Annotated in this window: 19 protein-coding genes and 2 tRNA genes; 12 read left to right on the plus strand and 9 right to left on the minus strand. The window is 65.0% G+C overall.

From position 1 onward, the window contains the following. Positions 1–53: 53 nt before the first annotated feature. From DEA8626_RS08055 to DEA8626_RS08060, 3 genes are all read left to right on the plus strand, one after another. Complete coding sequence (locus tag DEA8626_RS08055; RefSeq protein ID WP_108852483.1) at positions 54–755, plus strand: corrinoid protein; 702 nt, start codon at positions 54–56, stop codon at positions 753–755. Between the two features lie 121 nt (positions 756–876). Then, entirely contained in the window at positions 877–1050 is a 174-nt protein-coding gene (locus DEA8626_RS21045) for a hypothetical protein (protein WP_181366386.1), read from the plus strand. Further along, on the plus strand, positions 1047–1676 hold the full coding sequence (locus DEA8626_RS08060) for a DUF1638 domain-containing protein (protein ID WP_108852484.1): 630 nt from the start codon (positions 1047–1049) through the stop codon (positions 1674–1676). The genes DEA8626_RS21045 and DEA8626_RS08060 overlap by 4 nt, the downstream gene beginning before the upstream one ends. Before the next feature lie 5 nt (positions 1677–1681). Here DEA8626_RS08060 and DEA8626_RS08065 read toward each other — a convergent pair whose 3' ends face one another. Further along, a complete protein-coding gene (locus tag DEA8626_RS08065) occupies positions 1682–2110 on the minus strand; it encodes a SufE family protein (RefSeq protein ID WP_108852485.1) in 429 nt (142 codons plus the stop codon). 125 nt (positions 2111–2235) lie between these two features. Here DEA8626_RS08065 and DEA8626_RS08070 point away from each other — a divergent pair, with 125 nt between their 5' ends. After that, positions 2236–2703, plus strand: a complete 468-nt coding sequence (locus tag DEA8626_RS08070) for a hypothetical protein (protein ID WP_108852486.1) — start codon at positions 2236–2238, stop codon at positions 2701–2703. A gap of 6 nt (positions 2704–2709) precedes the next feature. Here the strand turns inward: DEA8626_RS08070 and rnd are convergent, their stop codons facing one another. The 4 genes from rnd to DEA8626_RS08090 all read right to left on the minus strand — a co-directional run bounded on the left by rnd (position 2710) and on the right by DEA8626_RS08090 (position 8428). Continuing rightward, positions 2710–3864: a ribonuclease D gene (gene rnd, locus DEA8626_RS08075; RefSeq protein WP_108852487.1), complete on the minus strand. Its 1155-nt coding sequence runs from the start codon at positions 3862–3864 to the stop codon at positions 2710–2712. Positions 3865–4020: 156 nt separating this feature from the next. Further along, positions 4021–4608, minus strand: a complete 588-nt coding sequence (gene purN / locus DEA8626_RS08080; RefSeq protein ID WP_108852488.1) for a phosphoribosylglycinamide formyltransferase — start codon at positions 4606–4608, stop codon at positions 4021–4023. Continuing rightward, the gene (gene purM, locus DEA8626_RS08085; RefSeq protein ID WP_108852489.1) at positions 4605–5651 is read right to left on the minus strand and encodes a phosphoribosylformylglycinamidine cyclo-ligase; all 1047 of its coding nucleotides are present in this window, start codon (positions 5649–5651) and stop codon (positions 4605–4607) included. The genes purN and purM overlap by 4 nt, the downstream gene beginning before the upstream one ends. 104 nt (positions 5652–5755) lie before the next feature. Continuing rightward, positions 5756–8428, minus strand: coding sequence for a cation-transporting P-type ATPase (locus tag DEA8626_RS08090; protein ID WP_108852490.1), 2673 nt, complete (start codon positions 8426–8428; stop codon positions 5756–5758). A gap of 156 nt (positions 8429–8584) precedes the next feature. On the opposite strand from DEA8626_RS08090, the gene DEA8626_RS08095 reads away from it, so the two are divergent. The 3 genes from DEA8626_RS08095 to DEA8626_RS08105 all read left to right on the plus strand — a co-directional run bounded on the left by DEA8626_RS08095 (position 8585) and on the right by DEA8626_RS08105 (position 9890). Continuing rightward, positions 8585–8661: transfer RNA gene (locus DEA8626_RS08095), tRNA-Ile, on the plus strand. A 476-nt stretch (positions 8662–9137) separates the two neighbouring features. Continuing rightward, positions 9138–9344, plus strand: a complete 207-nt coding sequence (locus DEA8626_RS08100) for a dodecin (RefSeq protein WP_108852491.1) — start codon at positions 9138–9140, stop codon at positions 9342–9344. A gap of 309 nt (positions 9345–9653) precedes the next feature. After that, complete coding sequence (locus tag DEA8626_RS08105; RefSeq protein WP_108852492.1) at positions 9654–9890, plus strand: hypothetical protein; 237 nt, start codon at positions 9654–9656, stop codon at positions 9888–9890. Positions 9891–9905: 15 nt separating this feature from the next. Here DEA8626_RS08105 and DEA8626_RS08110 read toward each other — a convergent pair whose 3' ends face one another. After that, positions 9906–11231: an ATP-binding protein gene (locus DEA8626_RS08110; protein WP_108852493.1), complete on the minus strand. Its 1326-nt coding sequence runs from the start codon at positions 11229–11231 to the stop codon at positions 9906–9908. A 42-nt stretch (positions 11232–11273) separates the two neighbouring features. Here DEA8626_RS08110 and DEA8626_RS08115 point away from each other — a divergent pair, with 42 nt between their 5' ends. The 3 genes from DEA8626_RS08115 (at position 11274) to DEA8626_RS08125 (ending at position 12973) form a co-directional block, all read left to right on the plus strand. After that, positions 11274–12182 carry an MBL fold metallo-hydrolase gene (locus tag DEA8626_RS08115; protein ID WP_245890796.1) on the plus strand — a complete coding sequence of 303 codons (909 nt, stop codon included), beginning with the start codon at positions 11274–11276 and terminating at the stop codon, positions 12180–12182. Positions 12183–12250: 68 nt separating this feature from the next. Next, positions 12251–12325: transfer RNA gene (locus DEA8626_RS08120), tRNA-Asn, on the plus strand. Positions 12326–12769: 444 nt separating this feature from the next. Continuing rightward, a complete protein-coding gene (locus DEA8626_RS08125; protein WP_146188848.1) occupies positions 12770–12973 on the plus strand; it encodes a hypothetical protein in 204 nt (67 codons plus the stop codon). 339 nt (positions 12974–13312) lie between these two features. Here DEA8626_RS08125 and DEA8626_RS08130 read toward each other — a convergent pair whose 3' ends face one another. Continuing rightward, positions 13313–14371, minus strand: a complete 1059-nt coding sequence (locus DEA8626_RS08130) for a class I SAM-dependent methyltransferase (protein ID WP_108852495.1) — start codon at positions 14369–14371, stop codon at positions 13313–13315. A gap of 116 nt (positions 14372–14487) precedes the next feature. Here DEA8626_RS08130 and DEA8626_RS08135 point away from each other — a divergent pair, with 116 nt between their 5' ends. Then, the gene (locus DEA8626_RS08135; protein ID WP_108852496.1) at positions 14488–15519 is read left to right on the plus strand and encodes a GlxA family transcriptional regulator; all 1032 of its coding nucleotides are present in this window, start codon (positions 14488–14490) and stop codon (positions 15517–15519) included. Between the two features lie 38 nt (positions 15520–15557). On the opposite strand, the gene DEA8626_RS08140 is transcribed toward DEA8626_RS08135, so the two are convergent. Together DEA8626_RS08140 and DEA8626_RS08145 are read right to left on the minus strand one after the other, a co-directional pair. Next, the gene (locus DEA8626_RS08140) at positions 15558–16325 is read right to left on the minus strand and encodes an inositol monophosphatase family protein (RefSeq protein WP_108852497.1); all 768 of its coding nucleotides are present in this window, start codon (positions 16323–16325) and stop codon (positions 15558–15560) included. Beyond that, positions 16322–17107, minus strand: a complete 786-nt coding sequence (locus DEA8626_RS08145; RefSeq protein ID WP_108852498.1) for a DeoR/GlpR family DNA-binding transcription regulator — start codon at positions 17105–17107, stop codon at positions 16322–16324. Before DEA8626_RS08145 ends, DEA8626_RS08140 begins: the two co-directional genes overlap by 4 nt. A 112-nt stretch (positions 17108–17219) precedes the next feature. On the opposite strand from DEA8626_RS08145, the gene DEA8626_RS08150 reads away from it, so the two are divergent. Then, positions 17220–18740 carry a sulfatase-like hydrolase/transferase gene (locus DEA8626_RS08150; RefSeq protein ID WP_108852499.1) on the plus strand — a complete coding sequence of 507 codons (1521 nt, stop codon included), beginning with the start codon at positions 17220–17222 and terminating at the stop codon, positions 18738–18740. The last annotated feature ends 67 nt before the right edge of the window (positions 18741–18807 follow it).

The raw sequence follows: 18807 nt of genomic DNA on the forward strand, positions 1-18807 counted from the left end.
GATCCTGCATCATTGGTCGCATTAACGGCGCAACGACCGTCAGGAGACACGCTATGGCCGACGAACAAGACATCATCCTCTCCGAACTCGATGACGAAGAGCTTGTGCTCCAGATGCATGACGACCTCTATGACGGTCTCAAGGAAGAGATCGAAGAGGGCGTACGCATCCTCTTGGACCGCGGCTGGCAGCCCTATGACGTGCTGACCAAGGCGCTCGTCGGCGGCATGACGATCGTCGGCATCGACTTCCGCGACGGTATCCTCTTCGTACCAGAAGTGCTTCTGGCGGCGAATGCAATGAAGGGCGGCATGGCGATCCTGAAGCCCCTGCTGGCCGAAACCGGCGCGCCCAAGGTCGGCAAGATGGTGATCGGCACCGTGAAGGGCGACATCCACGACATCGGCAAGAACCTCGTCGGCATGATGATGGAGGGCGCGGGCTTCGAGGTCGTCGACCTTGGGATCAACAACCCGGTCGAGAAATACATCGAGGCGCTTGAGCGCGAGGACGCCGACATCCTCGGCATGTCCGCCCTGCTCACGACGACGATGCCCTACATGAAGGTCGTGATCGACACGATGAAGGAAAAGGGCATGCGCGACGACTACATCGTGCTCGTCGGCGGCGCGCCCCTGAACGAGGAATTCGGCAAGGCGATCGGCGCCGATGCCTACTGCCGTGATGCGGCGGTGGCGGTGCAGACGGCCAAGGACTTCATGTCGCGCAAGCACAACAAGCTGGCGGCCGGCTGAGCCAGGGGTTCAGGAATGCTCCCTGTCGGCCCCGTCGCCTCGGCGTGCGGGGCCTTCTTTTCTTAGCGTGGGCTTCACAGGCACCCCGCCAATGTCCAAATTGGGCATGAAGGAGAGGCCGATGCCGCACGCCCGGTTCGTCATGATACTTCTGGCCGTTATCGCGGCGGCCGGAGCGACACTCTGGCTCGCCGCCCGCGCCGGGTTGGAGGCGGGGACGGAGGGCGCGGCGCTCTGGGCGCTGCCGCCGCTGGTCGCCGCGGGGATTCTGATGATTATCGCGAGGCGCAAATGACGCTGCCTGACGACAGGACGCTGACCGAAAGGGGCCTCGAACCGCAGGCGAAGGGGCGCATCCTTCTCATTGCCTGCGGGGCGCTGGCGCGGGAAATCCTCGATCTCAAGGCCGCGAACGGCTGGACCCATCTCGACCTGACCTGCCTGCCCGCGAAGTACCACCTTTGGCCCGAGAAGATCACCGATGCGGTGACGGAGGCGGTCGCCAAGCATCGCGACGCCTATGACGACATCTTCATCGTCTATGCCGATTGCGGCACGGGCGGCGGACTTCAGTCGCGTTGCGCGGAACTCGGCGTCGAGATGATCGCCGGCCCGCACTGCTATTCCTTCTTCGAGGGCAACGACGCTTTCGCCGCGCGCGACGAGTTCACGGCCTTCTACCTGACCGATTTCCTGGTCCGGCAGTTCGACGCGTTCGTGTGGAAGCCGATGGGGCTCGACCGGCACCCTCAGCTGCGCGACATGTATTTCGGCAACTACGAGAAGCTCGTCTACCAGGCGCAAACCGACGATCCGGCGCTCGACGCCAAGGCGCGCGACTGTGCAGAGCGACTCGGGCTGGCCTACGAGCGGCGCTTCACGGGCTACGGCGATCTGAAGGGCGCGCTCGCGAAGTTGTAGCGGCCTCAGGCCGCGACCGCTTCGCCGGCGAGCTTGCGGATTCGCGCGACCATCGCGCGCAGGCCGTTCGAGCGCTGCGAAGAGAGATGTTCGTCAAGCCCGAGCCGCCCGAGCGCGGCGGCGGCATCGGTCCTGAGAACTTCCTCCAGCGTCTGTCCGGAATAGAGCGCGTGCAGGATCGCGATGAGGCCGCGCACGATCATCGCGTCGCTGTCGCCGAGAAAATCGAAGCGCGCGCCGCCACCCTCCCCTTCGATCCGGGGCAGGAGCCAGACCTGGCTCGCGCAACCCTCGACCTTGGTCGCGGGCACTTTGAAGGCGTCGTCGAGCGGCGGCATCGCTTTGCCGAGCTCGATGACATGCCGGTAGCGATCCTCCCAGTCGTCGAGAAACTCGAAGGTTTCGGCGATGTCCTCAAAGGCCTCGGTGGTCATTCTGCGCTCCGCCATCCTGAGCGGGAGGTAATCATGAAACAGCCTGAGGTCCAGTCTCCTTGCGGCTCTTTTCACGGCCCGGCGAATGGGCTACCCAAGTCCCGAGGGTTCAGGGAGCGTCAGGCATGAAATCGTCCGTCACAATCCTGCTGGTCGTTGCGCTGACGCTCGGCGGCTGCGGCAGGCTTCGCGAAAGCCGCCTAAATCCGTTCAACTGGTTCGGCCGCTCGACCGAGCAGACGGCGACGCAGACCGTTGCGCCAGCCGTGCCCGACGATGGGCGCATCCTTGTCGCGCAGGTCACCGACATGGAAGTCGCGCGCCAGCCGGGCGGCGCGATCATCCGTGCCACCGGCCTGCCACCGACGCAAGGGTTCTGGGACGCCGCGCTCGTGGCCGAGAACAGCGGTTTTCCCGTGGACGGCGTCATGACCTACCGCTTCGTGGTGGCAGAGCCGATCCCGCCGGCGCGCGTCTCGACCCCGCAGTCGCGCGAGGTCTCCGCCGCCGCCTATATTTCCAACATCAAGCTGGAAGGTGTTCGTCAGATCGTCGTGCTCGGCTCCCAGAACAGCCGGTCGAGCCGGCGCTGAGCCCGCTCAGACCTGGACGACGCGGACAGCGCCGCCCCGGGCCGAAAGCGCGATCTCGCCCTTGCAGAGCCTGAGCGCGTCGTCGCCGAAAACCTCTCCGCGCCAGCCCGAGAGTGCCCGAACGGTCCGTTCCCCCGCCGCCAGCGCGTCGAGATCGCCCGACGAGGCGATGAGCTTTGGCGCCACGCCGGCGCTTTGCGACTTGGCCTTGAGAAGCACCCTCAGCAGGTCGGCGAGCGCGGAATCGACCTGAAGCTGGTCGCGCGTGGTGTCGGGTCGCGGGCAATCCTCAGGCCGAACAGCGAGCCCGGCCTTCACCGCCGCGATGATGCCCTCGGCGATGTCGGGCCTGCGCCCTTCGCGCAGGAGAAGGCGTGAGCGGCCAAGTTCCTCGGGGGTGGTGGGCTTCGTCGACGCAAGCTCCAACAGCGCGTCATCCTTGAAGACGCGCGATCGCGGCACGTTTCGGGCCTGCGCGTAGTCCTCGCGGAACCGCGCCAGTTCGCGGACGATCGCGAGGAATCTGCCCGAATTCGTGCGTGTCTTGATCCTGAGCCAGGCGTCATCGGGCCGGTTGATGTAAGTCTCGGGATCGAGAAGCACCGCCTCTTCTTCCTCGACCCATTTCTCGCGGCCTGTGCGCCTAAGCTCCTTGGCGAGGAATTCGTATATGACACGAAGATGGGTCACGTCGGCGATGGCGTAGGTCTTCTGAGCCTCGCTGAGCGGCCGGCGCGACCAGTCGGTGAAGCGAGAGGTCTTGTCGAGGCTTTGCTTGGCGACCTTGCGCACCAGCGTCTCGTAGCCGACCTGGTCGCCGAAGCCGCAGACCATGGCGGCGATCTGCGTGTCAAATAACGGCTCGGGGAAGACGTTGCCCTCGACGAAGAAGATCTCCAGATCCTGGCGCGCGGCGTGGAAGACCTTGACAGTCCCCGCGTGCCGGAAGAGGTCGTAGAGCGGTTCAAGCGACAGCCCATCGGCGAGCGGATCGACAAGCACGGCCTCTCCGTCCTCGCCCGGAAGGGCGAGCTGAACGAGACACAATTTGGAGTAGTAGGTCCGTTCGCGCAGAAACTCGGTATCGACGGTGACGTATTCGCTGGCTCGCGCGGCATCGCAGAAACGAGCGAGGTCCGCGGTTGTTGTAATTGTTCGCATTCAAAGTCCGTTCAACGCGGGCTCATCCCGCAGTTCCGCCCTCTTATGACACGGCCGCGGCAATGGAAAGACCGGCATGGCTTCAGACATTCCGATTGTTGCGCGCGCCCGTCGCGACGAGGCTTTCGTGCCGCTTTGTACGCGTCCGAAGGATAGTCAGATCAGGACGGGCGCGCGGTTGCCAGCGGCGAAACGGCGCAGTACGGCCGGATAGAGCTCGTGTTCCCGGCCAAGCACGCGCGCTGCAAGCGTGTCCGGGGTATCATCAGGCAGGACCGGCACCCGCGCCTGACCGAGTATCGGGCCGTCGTCGAGAAGAGGCGTGACTTCGTGGACCGTGCAGCCTGCTTCGCAGTCGCCTGCGGCGATAGCGCGGGCATGCGTATTCAAGCCGGGATAGTTCGGCAGCAGCGAAGGGTGGATGTTCAGCATCCGGCCCCGGAAGCGCTTCACAAAATCCGGCGTCAGGACGCGCATGAAACCCGCGAGGCAGATGATGTCGGGTTTTGCCGCGAGGATGGGCTTCAGCAGCTCAGCCTCGAATCCGGCGCGATCACCACCAAATGGACGGTGATCCACCGCAGCTGTCGGGACGCCCATCGCACAGGCTTTCGCCAGCCCGTCCGCATCGGGATCGTTCGAGGCGACAAGCACGGGCCGCGCCGGGTGATCGCCCTTCATGCTTTCCGCGAGCGCCACCATGTTGGAGCCGCCGCCCGAGATCAGGATAGCGACACGCTTCAAAGAAGCCGGCCGCGATAGCGGACACCCTGCCCCGGCACGACACGGCCGATCTCGTGAACCGTCTCGCCCTCGGATTCGAGCAGCAGGCGGAGGTCGGCGGCGCGTTCGGGTGCGGCTGCGACGATCATGCCGATACCGGCATTGAAGGTCTTCAGAAGCTCGGCCTCTGCCATACCCGAGGTTTCGGCGAGCCAGCGGAAGACCGGCGGCAGGTCCCAGGCGGACAGGTCGATCTCCGCGCCGAGCCCGTCGGGGAGCACGCGGGGCAGGTTCTCGGTCAGACCGCCGCCGGTGATATGGGCGAGCGCGTGGACGCCACCGGAATGGATCGCGGCCAGGGCTTGCCTGACATAGAGGCGGGTCGGCGCGAGAAGCTGGTCGCCAAGCGTGCCGGTTCCGAACGGCGCGGGCGCGCGCCACGAGAGGCCCGATATCTCGACGACCTTGCGGACGAAGGAATAGCCGTTGGAATGGATGCCGTTCGAGGCGAGGCCGAGAAGCACGTCGCCCTCCGCGACGCCCGCCGGCAGATCGGCCCCGCGCTCCATCGCGCCGACGGCAAAGCCAGCGAGGTCGAAGTCGCCCGCGTGGTACATGCCCGGCATCTCGGCCGTCTCGCCGCCGATGAGGGCGCATCCCGATTGCTCGCAACCTTTGGCGATGCCTTCGATGATCCGCGCCGCCTGGTCGACATCAAGCCTTCCGGTCGCGAAATAGTCGAGGAAGAACAATGGCTCCGCGCCCTGGCAGACAAGGTCGTTGACGCACATTGCCACGAGGTCGACGCCGATCGTGTCCACGTTGCCGGTGTCGATGGCGATGCGAAGCTTGGTGCCCACCCCGTCGGTCGCGGCGACGAGAACCGGATCGCTGTAGCCCGCCGCCTTCAGGTCGAAGAGCGCGCCGAAACCTCCGAGGCCGGCCATCGTGCCCGCCCGGGCTGTGCGCTTCGCCGCCGGCTTGATCCGCTCGACCAAAGCGTTGCCCGCGTCGATGTCGACCCCTGCATCGGCATAGGTCAGCCCGTTCTTTAGCCCCGCCATGTGATTTCCCCAGCCGAAGACGTCATGCGGCGCGGCTTACAGGATAAGCGCAGGAACGACAACGCGCGCGCGTCCTGATGCGCCGCTTTTTCGATCCGCGCGAACTAGTGGCTGCCGCGTCCTCGCAAGCTCAGCTTGAGTTGCTTCTCCACCTCGATGATCGCGAAGAAGACCACGCCAATTCCAATCATGAGTACGCCGTCGACGATCGGGACGGCGCGGGTTCCCATGACTGCCTGGGCAAGCGGCAGGTAGGTCACGGCGAACTGCGCCGTCACGATGACCGCAAGGCACGTCCAGACCGCCCGCGTTCCGCGAACGGCGGCAAAGGTCAGCGATGTGCCGTAGATGTTGCGGATGAAAAACAAATGAAAGATCTCGAGGATCACCAACAAGTTCATTGTCATCGTCTGGGCGAGCTCAAGCGGGTAGCCCCGGTCGGTCGCATAGGCGAAGAGCCCGAAGACCGCCGCCGCGAACAGCGCCCCGACGAAGAGGACGTGCCACAGCAACTCGGCCGTCAGAAGTGGTGCCGTGCGTGGCCGTGGAGGCCGCAGCATCGTTCCCGGTTCGGTCGGCTCGAAGGCGAGCGCGAGGCCGAGCGTCGAGGCGGTGACGAGGTTCACCCAGAGGATCTGCACGGGGCTTATCGGAAGCGTGAGCCCGAGAAGGAGAGCCGCCATGATCGTCGCTGCCTCGCCCGCATTGGTCGGAAGCGTCCAGCTGATCACCTTGCGGAGGTTGTCGAAAACGGTGCGCCCCTCGCGCACGGCGGCGACCATCGAGGCGAAGTTGTCGTCGGTCAGAACAAGATCGGCCGCCTCCTTCGCCGCTTCGGAGCCTTTCACGCCCATCGCCACTCCGGCATCGGCGCGCTTCAGCGCGGGCGCGTCGTTGACGCCGTCGCCGGTCATCGCGACGGTCAGACCCTGCGCCTGAAGCAGCGTGACGAGGCGAAGTTTGTGCTCTGGCGACGTCCGCGCGAAGATGTTGACCTTTCCCGCCTCGGTTTGCAGTGCCGCGTCTTCGAGCCGCTCGACCTCCGCGCCGGACAGGACCCGGTCGGGGTTCTCGAGCCCGATCGCCCGCCCGATGGCCGAGGCCGTGCCCACGTGGTCGCCGGTGATCATCTTGATGCCGATGCCTGCCTGACGGCATTCCGCGACCGCGGCAATCGCTTCCGGCCGCGGCGGATCGATGAGGCCGACGAGGCCGACGAGCGTCAACTTGCCGTCGAAGGCGGCCTCGTTCAGCGCGTCGTCGCGCGTCGGCATGGCGGCAAGCGCCAGGACGCGCTGCCCCTCGGATGCGATCGCGTCCGCCTCGGCGTCCCAATGCTCGGGACCGATCGATTCCGGGCCCGACGGGCCCGCCTGCCTCGCGCACATGGGAAGCAGGCGCTCGGGCGCGCCCTTCACAAGTATCCGGCGCGCGCCGTCCCGATCCTCGACCAGCACCGCCATGTAACGATGGGCGGCGTCGAAGGGGATCTCGTCGATCCGGCGCCATCCATCCAAATCAACACCCGCCTTCCCGGCGAAGGCCAGGAGCGCGCCCTCCATCGGATCGCCCTCGATCCCCCAGTTCCCGCCCGAGTTGTGCAGCGCCGCGTCGTTGCAGAGCGACGCGACGAGCGCCATCTGAGCAAGCTCCGCCTCGGGTGCAGCCGGCGTGATGTCGCCCCGGGGCGCGTAGCCGTCGCCAGAGACGGTGTGGCGGCCTGATGCAAAGGCCACCGAGGCGACCGTCATCTCGTTCCGGGTGAGCGTGCCGGTCTTGTCGGTGCAGATCACCGAAACGGCGCCCAGCGTCTCGATCGCGGGGAGTTTGCGAACGATGACATGGCGCCGCGCCATCGCCTGAACGCCGATTGCGAGCGTGATGGTCAGGACCGCGGGCAGCCCCTCGGGAATCGCGGCGACGGTCAGGCCGACCACGGTCATGAAAATCTCGCCGAAGGGCAAGTGGCCGACGAAGTAGCCAAAGAGCAGCAGCACGGCCGACACCAGAAGGATCATGACCGACAGCCACCGCGCAAAGCGATCCATCTGCGCGACGAGCGGCGTGGTCAACCTGGCGACATCGCCGAGCATTCCGCTGATACGCCCGATCTGAGTTCGCCCCGCCGTTGCGACAACGATCCCGCGCCCGATGCCCCCCACCACTTCGGTGCCGCTGAAGGCCATCGAGCTGCGGTCGCCGAGCAGCGCATCACTGGCAACGGGCGCGATCCTCTTGTCCACCGGCACGGATTCGCCGGTCAGCACCGCCTCCTGGACACGCAGCGCCCTCGCCGCGACCAGGCGAAGGTCGGCCGGGACCTTGTCTCCGGCCTCGAGCAGCACCACATCGCCCGCGACGAGATCGGCGGATGGAACGGTCACACGGCGTCCATCCCGAAGGGCCGTGGCGCGCGGGGCAAGCATAGAGCGCACTGCCGCCATGGCCGACTCCGCGCGTCCTTCCTGGACGAAGCCTACGATGGCGTTGACGACGACGACAGCAAGGATCACTCCGGTATCGATCCAGTGGCCCAGAAACGCGGTGACGGCCGCCGAAGCGAGAAGAACGTAGATCAACGCGTTGTGGAAATGCAGCATGAATCGGAGGACGGCCGGTCTGCCAGACTGCGCCGCCAGGGTGTTGGGTCCGTCGATGGCGAGGCGCCTGGCCGCCTCGTGGGAGGTCAGCCCTTCACGAGAGGACGTCAGGTGCGCCAGACACTCCTCTACCTCGATTGCGTGCGGGTTGTCCCCGGCGTCAAGAATTGCGTCCATGTCTCGAACTGAGCTCCAGCGGGCTCTCATTAGGGAAGTCACCACTCCTCGGCAAGCGGATTGGGGCGCGGGCGACCAACGCGCTCCCTCGCCGCCGAGGCGAAGGACGCGCCCGCTTGACCGCACCCGCGGTTCTGCTAGGCATGGCGCCAGGCCGGGCCTGTAGCTCAATTGGTTAGAGCAGGGCGCTCATAACGCCTTGGTTGGGGGTTCGAGTCCCTCCGGGCCTACCATTCCGCCGCCGAAGGCACATGCTTTCACTCTATCCGCCCGGAACTATCGAGAGGAGATATCTCTGCTCGAGGGGCATGTATGCCATTCCTTCCGGCCTTGTTGCCCAGGCGCCTGCGCGGCCGGAATTGCTCGTGGATATCTGCGGCATTGCGATTCAATTCGGTCCGCACGCGCAGGGCATCCAGAGCGAGATGGAGGATGCAATATCTGTTGCGGCGGCGACTACTGACGGATGCTCGCGTACCTAACGCCAATGCCGGCCTTTACCACGGCATGATCACACGTCAGTCTGAGAGGGCCGATACCGGCATTCGCTCGGCCCGTGTCACCCGCGACGCCGCCGCGGCGGGACCGATCGTCTGGGCGGCCCGAACCGGGCACCGCATCCGCCCGAGCAGGACGCGTCCTATATCGGCGGCGATGTGACCTGTCGACGAGATGTCACGGAACTGGACATGGATAAGGGAGAGACGAGATGAGCGACGCGATCTACAAGACGGTCGATGTGATCGGCAGTTCCTCGAACAGTCTTGAGGACGCCATCCAGGGCGCCGTCGCCAAGGCGGCAGAAACCGTACACAACCTCGACTGGTTTGAAGTGAACGAGATCCGCGGCCACATTACGGACGGCAAGGTCGCGCATTACCAGGTCGGGTTGAAGATCGGGTTCCGGCTCGATTGAAATGCCGTGCGCGCGAGGTGACCGGCCGGTTCGCGATCCAGGCGGTCCAGCCACGCCTGCTTCCTCGGAGAGCCAGCGGGCATGCGTGCCGCAACGCGTTTCGCGCAGTACAGGGCGGGCGTGGCCTCTGGGGAGCCTGTCCTCTTCGAAGCAACGTTGGCGCGATTCTAATCCGATCTGCCGGACGGCGTTCCAGGTCTGCCAGTCGGCTCGCGCGGACGGGTTCACCTCCGCCTGCCGCTCCGCCTTCCGCTAACGAATTCGCAACACGTCGCAGCCCACTCTTTCCCTGGGTTGAAGGGGAAGAACATGTTGAAACGGAAAGCGATGGCCAATGGCCAGCGCGCTGAGGAGGCTTCGCGCCCCGATGCGCTTGAGTACTGGTATCTGCAGGAAAACTCGCCGCTGGCGGACGATCAGGCGCTAGCGGCCTTTCGCGAAACCGAGACGCCTGCGGATCGGGATTTCGTCAGCGGCTGGTGGATCCTTCCCATCCTTGTGGTCTCGATCCCGGCCTGGTTCGTGCTCTTGATGCTTATCTTCTGAGAGTCCGGCCGGCACTCAGCGAGCAAGCACGAGTTCGGCCTTGAGCCCGCCGAGCGTCTCGCTTTCACCCAGTCGCAATGTGCCGCCATGGCTGCGCGCTATGTCCGCCGAGATGGCAAGCCCGAGCCCTGCGCCCGAGCCCCGGTCTTGGTTGCGCGCATCGTCGAGCCGCGTGAACGGGCGCAGCGCTTCCTCCCGCCGCTCGCGCGCGATGCCGGGCCCATCGTCCTCTACGCCGATGCGGACGGCACGGTCGAGAATCGCGAGCGAGACTTCGGCGCGGGTCCCGTAGCGCACCGCGTTGCCAATGAGATTGTCTAGCGCGCGGCGCACCGCGCGTTCCCTGAGCCGCGCCTTGCCTGCCCCCTCCACCGTCCTCAGGACGACGTTTCGTCCGGCCCGGCGCGCATCCTCGATGCTCGAACGGACAAGCGTGATCGGATCCATGAGCTCCGCCTCGCCTTCGAGCGCATCGCCCCTCACGAAAGCGAGGAACGCGTCGATCAGACGCTCCATCTCCTCCACGTCGCGCTCCATGTCGCGCGCTTCGGGCTCGTCCGCCATCATCGACAGGCTGAGTTTCAGTCGGGTGAGCGGGGTGCGCAGGTCATGACTCACCCCCGACAGGAGCAGTGTGCGCTGCTCGATCTGTCGCTCGATCCGCGCACGCATGTCGAGAAACGAATTACCGGCGGCGCGGACTTCGATCGCACCGGCGGGCTTGTACGGGACGATACGGCCCTTACCGAAATCTTCGGCCGCGCGCGCGAGCCGCCGGATCGGACGAAGCTGGTTGCGCAGGAAGAGAAACGCGATGAGCGTCATCAATAGCCCTGTCGCCACCATAAGAACCAGAAGCTGGTGGGGGTTGCTGACCGCCACGCGGCTCCGCGCGAATTCGACCTCCATCGGACCCTGCGGCGTGGCTATGACGAGCCTGACCCGGCGCAGGTCCGACAGATCCACCGCACCGAGATCGGCGAAATTCTCGCGCAACGTGGCAATCACGACGCGGCCGGAAAGGTCATAGTATACGCGCCGATCGGCCTGAGGCGCCTTGTCGCCGGCCGGCAGCGCCACGGTCATCGCGAGCGCCTCGCCGACCTCTTCTGCCTGATCGCGTGCGGCGGATAGATCGGGCGCGACGGCGACCCGTTCGACCAGGAGGGCGATGTCCTGCACGATGTTGCGTGTCATCTGCTCCGTCACGCCCTCGAAATGGCGCTGAATGAAGGATATGGACACGACGAGCTGAATCATCACGATGGGCAGTACGAGGATGAGCGCCGCCCGGCCGTAAAGACCGCGGGGCATCAGGTGCTTCAACCAGCCGAAAAACATGGGCGCAGCCTAGCCGCGCCCCATCGGGAGCGGAAGCGCAAGTTGCAGCAGTCTACTGAGGGACCGGTGGCGGGCCGGGTCGAGCAGCTGGAGCCGGGCCTGCGCCGCGTCCTTGCGCCCAATCCTTCGCCAATGACCTTCCACGGCACGAACACCTACATCCTCGGCGAGGGCGTTGTGGCCGTCATCGATCCCGGCCCCGCGGATCCTGTTCATCTTGGCGCGATCCTCGGCGCGCTCTCTCCCGGCGAACGGATCGGCCACATTCTCGTCACGCATGCCCATCTCGACCATTCCCCCCTTGCCCGCCCGCTCGCCGAAGTTTCCGGCGCGCCCGTCCTGGCGTATGGCGACGCACGCGCCGGTCGCTCGTCGGTGATGGAGAGGCTGGCGAAGGGCGCTGGCCTCGCCGGCGGCGAAGGCGTCGACGATGGCTTCGCGCCCGATATCCGGCTGGCCGATGGCGACCGCATCGCTGGGCCCGACTGGGAGGTTACCGCGATCCACACGCCTGGGCATTTCGGCAATCACCTGAGTTTTCTCTGGCGCGAAGTCGCCTTCAGCGGTGACCATGTGATGGGCTGGGCCTCGTCGCTCATCTCGCCGCCGGACGGCGACATGGGCGCCTACATGGCTTCGCTCGCTCGGCTCGAGGGGTCGGGGGCGGTGCGGCTCTATCCCGGCCACGGCAGCCCCGTCACCGACGCATCGGCACGGATCGCAGAGCTTGCGGCGCACCGCCGGGCGCGCGAGGCGGCGATCCGCGCGGCGCTTGCGGACGGCCCGGCCGACGCGGTCACGCTGGCGGCAAGCATCTACACCAACACACCCGTTCCGCTGATGCGCGCCGCCGCCCGAAACGTGCTTGCCCATCTTATTGATCTGATGGAGAGAAAGGTCGCAGTGCCCGAAGGCGAACTCGCCGTGACAACGCGATTCCGGCTGCGCTGAGCATGCGGGATTTTGTGCCGAAACCCTCTGGACGCCTGCGGCCGCCCTTGCTATATCGCGCCCCGTGTTCCGGCGTAGCTCAGCGGTAGAGCAGTTGACTGTTAATCAATTGGTCGTAGGTTCGATCCCTACCGCCGGAGCCAAAAATCCCACTGAATGCAGGTACATATCGAGATCGCGGTATGCGGTCTATGTAGGTATTGAACTACCCTGTAGGCAGTTCATAAGCAGTCACGCGCGAGAGACGAGTCAGCAGGGCGTTGAACGATTTCCCGCTGCGCCCCTGACCGCCTCCGAGCTACAGCAACCCCATGCGTCCGCAGGATGTAACAGGCAAGAGCGTTCTATATGGTGTTCTCCCTCGTTCGTTCGAAGAAACTGAGCAAGCCGTCGAGACAGGACAAGACGCAGCCTATCGTGAAGTTTGTCGCAAACACTCTAGGCATCCAACAAGCTCGATTCTTGAACGAGAACGGAAGCCTGCCCGCAATGGCTCTGGATGAGTGGTCGATAGGTTAGGTGGCGCGCACAGCCGACACCGTGCTTCAAAAAATCGGCTCGAACCGGCCGTTGAAGGGATGGCGGTGATGACGGTCTTCTTCATGGAAGTTTTCGGGGACCGGAGCGGACCTGAGTTGTTTGGTGACTACATGCGGCTACAGGATCAGGGCAACGAGATCGTCCAAGAGGGAATGATGACTGGCGGTCGTGACGTCTTCGCTTGGATGGCCGACAGCAACAAGGTGCCCACAGGATGGATGGCCTACGTCTATTCGCTTGACGAGGGGTAGCCTGAACACAAAAAGCGCCCCGGAACGCATGTTCCCGAGGCGCTTGCAGGTCATGGGGAAAGGAGTTACCCCGCCCTGACTGCGGTCGATGCGTTTAACGAGGGACTGAACCGCTATGCCTCGTGCAGGTGGCGAGCCTGCACCGGCGCGCGCCACTCCGGCAAGGCGGTCATGATGACCTCTTTCGCCCGTTGCGTCCGCGCGGCCCGAGGGGTGGCGCTTTGCAGTCGTAGCACAAGCGAATCCCGATCACGTTCTCCGACCAGAGGGCCATGAGCGAGGACGCGATAGAACGTTTCATTCTTGTCTCCAATCGTTGTGTTTCGAATTTCCGCCTTTTCAGACGCGCGCTTGGAGGATCAGGTTGAACGGCGTTTCGGCCGCAAGCGAAAACGAGTCGAAGCCGGCCTCGGCGAAGACCTCGGCCAGTCGACCGCGGCCAGCCTGAGCACCCAGCACATGCGTGCCGTTCTCCGAGATCGCATGGGCGCAGCACAACGTGGTCGACGCCGCGTAGTAGAGCCTTCCGACGGGATTAATGTTGTCCTCGACCCGATCCGCAGCCGCCGGTTCGACGAGCATGACCGACCCGCCCTTGGCCAGCGCGGCGCGGGCATGGCGTGCCGCTGCGACGGGATGGCCCATGTCATGCAGGCAGTCGAAAAAGCAGATGAGGTCGAGATCCCGATCGCTGTAACCGCTGGCATCGGTCACCGCGAAATGCACGCGGTCGGCCACGCCTTCCGCTTCGGCTATTCTCCGCGCCTCTTCGATCGAGCCTTCGTGTACGTCAAATCCGAAGAAGACCGAATTCGGAAAGGCCTTGGCCATCAGCACCGTCGAATGTCCGTGCCCGCAGCCGATATCGGCGACCCGCGCGCCGCGCTTCAGATTGTCCACGACGCCGTCGAGTGCAGGAAGCCACTGCTCGACGAGGTTCGCGGCGTATCCGTTTCGGAAGAACGCCGCCACTCCGCAGAAGAGCCGTCCGTCATGATCTCCCCACGCGACGCCCTTGCCGGTGCGGATTGCCTCGATCGCCTTGTCCTCGTCGGCCCACATCGAGGCCACGACCTGCCAGGCATGCGGCAGGAACACGGGCGAGGTTTCGTCGGCGAGGATCATGGCCTGTTCGGCCGTCAGTTCGTATAGGCCCGTGGCAGCGTGGTACTGGACATAGCCACCCGCGACCTGGCTATTCAGCCATTCGCGCACGTAGCGCTCGGCGCATCCGGCGCGGTCCGCCACTGCCTGCGAAGACACCGGGCCCTGGCCATCCATCGCGGAATAAAGCCCCAGCTTGGACCCGATCGAGACCATCACGCCGCCATAGCCGGCCGAAAGGTCCGCGAAGAGACGCTCCACATGGAAATCGAGCGCACTTGGATTGATCGTCATCGTCAGTCTCCTATTGCGTTGATTGACGTTTGGGAAACTGACCTTTGACCGGCCCTTGCACGAGTGCGATACTGGTCCAAACAGGTTCATTTCTGCCATTTGAAAGGGCGACGTCGATGCGCGACCGTCCGATCCATGTTTCATTGGTCGCCTTTCCCGACGCGGTCGTTTCAACGCTGACCGGTATCTACGATGTTCTGAACTCCTTCGGCATGCTGAAGGGATTCCACGCATCGATCCCGCCCGAACCGCCGTTCACCATCGAGATCGTCGGGCAGGAGGCGCCCGAGGTGATGCTGGCCAGCGGCATTCCGGTGCGCGTCCACAAGCGCTGTGATGAGGTTGATCGCACGGACATCATCATCGCGCCGTCGGTTATTCTGGAAGACGGCTGTTGGCGGCACGGTCGTTATCCCGAACTGACCGCATGGATCGACAGCATGCATCGGCAGGGCGCACTTTTGTGTTCGGCCTGTTCGGGCGTGTTCCTCTTGGCTGAAACAGGGGCTTTCGATGGCCGCGAGGTCACGGTGCACTGGGGCTACGACGCTGCGTTCCGTCAGGCCTATCCCCGAATTCCGGTCTTCCCGGAGAAGGTTCTGCTCGTCAGCGGCGATGCCAACGAGCTTGTCAGTTCGGGCGCCGCGATGACCTGGCACGATCTCGTGCTCTACCTGATCGCACGGTACGTGGGCAACTCTGCCGCCCAGGCCGTCGCCCGCTTCTTCGCGCTGCAGTGGCATCACGACGGGGTCACGCCCTATGTCGTCTTCAAGGGACGCACCGACCATCGCGACGCGGCGATACGCGAGGTGCAGGACTGGTTGGCCACGAAATTCTCGGTCGCGAGCCCGGTGGAGGAGATGATGAGGCGCAGCGGTCTGGCCGAACGCACTCTCACGCGCCGCTTCAAGGCTGCGACCGGGCTTTCTCCGCTCGCTTACGTGCAACGCCTGCGCATCGAGAGCGCCAAGCGCCTGCTGGAAGACAATAAACTGCCAATCGACGAGATCGCCTGGCGCTGCGGGTATGAGGATCCTGCATTCTTCCGTCGGCTTTTCAAGCGGACGACCGGAATGGCCCCCGGCAGTTTTCGGAAACGCTTCTCCATCCCCGAATTCACCATGGCGCTGCCCGGCACTGAATGACTGTGTTCGACCGTCATCACGGAATGAGGCCAGATGACTCAGCCGCGGATCGTGTCGAGAAGCGCGTGGTGCAGTTCCACCGTCGCGGCGGCGATGACAGGTACGTTGGCCTGCATCGCAAGGCGCCTTCCCTGCCAGTCGGTCATCACGCCGCCCGCTTCCTCGACCAGGAGTGCCACGGGTACGTAGTCGTAGGGCTGAAGGTCGTAGTCCACGACCGCGTCGACATGCCCGGATGCGAGGAGTGCATAGGGGTAGCAGTCGTAAGCGAACCGCCGCGTACGGCCGAAGTCGAGGAGCCGCGTGAAGACCTCCGGCGCATCCCGCCAGATCTTTTCGGCCTCTGAGATGTAGAGGACCGCGTCGCCCGCCACCCGCCTGTCGGAGGCGCGGATACGCGCACCGCCCAGACGCGCACCCCGGCCGCGCTCCGCGTCGTAAAACTCGCCCAAGGCGGGTAGCGCGACGATGCTCAGCTTCGTCTCTCCGCGATGAAGCTTGGCGAGCAGGAAGCCGAACAGCGGGTGGCCGGTCATGAAGCTCCGTGTTCCGTCGATTGGGTCAACGATCCATAGGTCTTCGCTGTCGGCGCGGTCGAACCCCTGCTCCTCGCCGAATATTCCGTGTTCTGGGAAGCGCTCGGAAATGAGGCGGCGAACCTCGGCCTCGACCGCGCGATCGGCGCGCGTCACCGGGCTGTCGTCTGCCTTGAACTCGACGTCGAGAGCGCCGCGGAACAGCGACATCGCGACCCGGCTCGCGGCTGCGGCGATGGCGAGGGCATCGTCAAGACTGGCGTTGTTCATGTGTCGCCTCCGGCCAGAGTGACCGCGACGCGCCACCGCGCAAGCGCCGCGGCGAGTCCCTCGGGCGGTGGGCGGTCAGTGATCAGCGCAGCGATATCGTCGGGTGGACAGGATACAAGCGGTGCATTGCGGGCGAACTTCTCGTAATCAACCGCCATGACGGCGCGCCGCGCGCATTTGACGGCAAGACTGGCGATCTCTGCCTCGGCGGGGTTGAAGACGAGAAACCCGTGCCGCTCGGAGACGGCATTCGCCGACAGCACGGCCATATCGAAGGCGTAGTGCCGCATCGCCTCAAGCGCGCGCGGTCCGTAGGTCCCACGCTCGTCGCCGCCAAGCTCTCCGCCCGTCAGAACGACCCGATTTCCGTTATGGTTGGCCAGCACCTGGGCAACATGCAGCGAATTCGTGACGACCTGCAGCCGTGTATGCCCCCTCAGCGCCTCAGCCACGAAACTCGTCGTGCTGCCCACGTCGAGAAACAGACAAATCCCGTCGGCGACCTCGCACGCTACGGCGGCCGCGATGCGCCGCTTGGCGTCGGGATTCTGCGCGATGCGGTCGAAGAAGGCTGGTTCCGCACCGGCGAGCACGGTCCCGCCGTGCAGCCGCTCCACCTTGCCGCTTCGTTCTAGGCCACGGGCAAGGCGACGCACGGTTTCCTCTGACACGTCCATCGCATGGGCGATTTCGGAGTTTCGCGCCGAGCCGCCCTGACGCCGCAGAATCTCAAGAAGCTGAAATTCGCGGTGACTTGCCCTTCCGACGGCGCTTTGCGGCATGTGGCGACTCCCTGAACGGAAATTTGCACACAAGATCGCACGAAAGGCCACATTTTTCGTTGCCGCGAATCGATTTCCTCGTGTTTCATGGCAATCAGTTCCGGGGGGTGTAGTGGCGAAACGTAACAATATTCTGTTCGTCATTATCGACCAGCTCAGGGCCGACTGCCTGTTCGGCGCACTTTCCGATCATGTAGACCTGCCCAACCTGCGCGCCCTCATGGACGAGGCGGTCAGCTTCCGGCGACACTATTCAGTCGCCAATCCCTGCGGTCCGTCGCGGGCTTCGATCCTCACCGGCCGCTACGCGATGAATCACCGATCCGTCCGGAACGGGACGCCGCTCGCCCATGACCTGCCGAACCTCGCGACTGAGGTGCGGAAGGCTGGCTACAGGCCGCTGCTGTTCGGTTACACCGACACGACTCAGGACCCGCGCGTCTATCCGCCGGGCGACCCGGCGCTGAAATCCTACGAACAGGTCATGCAAGGCTTCGAGGAAGCGGTTGAGATGCGGCTGGAGGAAAGCCTGCCCTGGCGGGCCGACCTGATAGCGAAGGGATACGACGTGCCGCCCTATCCCGACATCTTCCGCCCGGCCGGCGACCGGCCGGACGATCCCGCGCTCTACCGCGCGGAGGACAGCGACACTGCCTTCCTCACTGACGCGGCGCTGAAGGCGCTGAGGGCACGCGCGCCGGGTTGGTTTGTCCACCTGACCTATATCCGGCCGCACCCGCCGCTCGTCGCGCCGGACCCCTACAACAGGATGTACGATCCCGCCACGCTCCCCCTGCCCCGCCGGATCGGCGCCGTGGAGGCCGAACGCGCGCGCCATCCCTTCGTCGGTCCGAGCCTCGACCGCGTCCCGATCGCCAGCGTGGTGGAGGGATTCCCCGACCTCTCTTCCACGGATGAGAACGTGCAGCTTCTGCGGGCGATCTATCTCGGGCTTGCGACCGAGGTCGACCATCATCTCGGCCGCGTCCTGGACGAGCTCAAGGCATCCGGAGCCTACGACGAAACGCTGATCGTCGTCACTTCGGATCATGGCGAGATGCTCGGCGATCATCATGCGTGGGGCAAGTCGACCTTCTACGACGCAGCCTATCACACAGCCCTCATCATCCGCGACCCGAAGCGCACTGCCCGGGCGGGGTCGGCGGTCGACTTGCCAACGGAATCGGTCGACGTGGCGCCGACGATCCTCGACTGGCTCGGGCTCGGCATTCCCGAGACGATGGACGGGATGAGCCTTTTGCCGCTGATGGACGGGAAAGGGCCTGACGAGTGGCGGCAGTTCACGTTTTCCGAACTGGACTTCGGCGATCCGATCGAGCCCACGGTGCCGCAGTCGGCGCTGGGGCTCGCACCCGAGACGACCAATCTTGTGGTCTTGCGCGGCGCTGACCACACGCTCGTGCATTTCAATGGCGGCCTGCCGCCCCTTCTGTTCGACAACCGCGCCGAAGGCGAGATGCGCGACATCGCCGCCGACCCTGGCGCGCGCGCTGCCCTCATCGCGATGTACCGGGCCATGATGGACCACCGGATGACCCATGCCGACGGGCGCTTCATCCGGACGATGGTGACTGCGGATGGCTGCCTGACGGCGCCGAGAGGAGCAAGGTGACCTAATGCGGCCCGCGTTACCCCATCCTTCGCTTGACGCATTCCGGCGCGCTGCCCGATACTCGCCA

This window comes from Defluviimonas aquaemixtae (assembly GCF_900302475.1).
GTDB lineage: Bacteria > Pseudomonadota > Alphaproteobacteria > Rhodobacterales > Rhodobacteraceae > Albidovulum > Albidovulum aquaemixtae.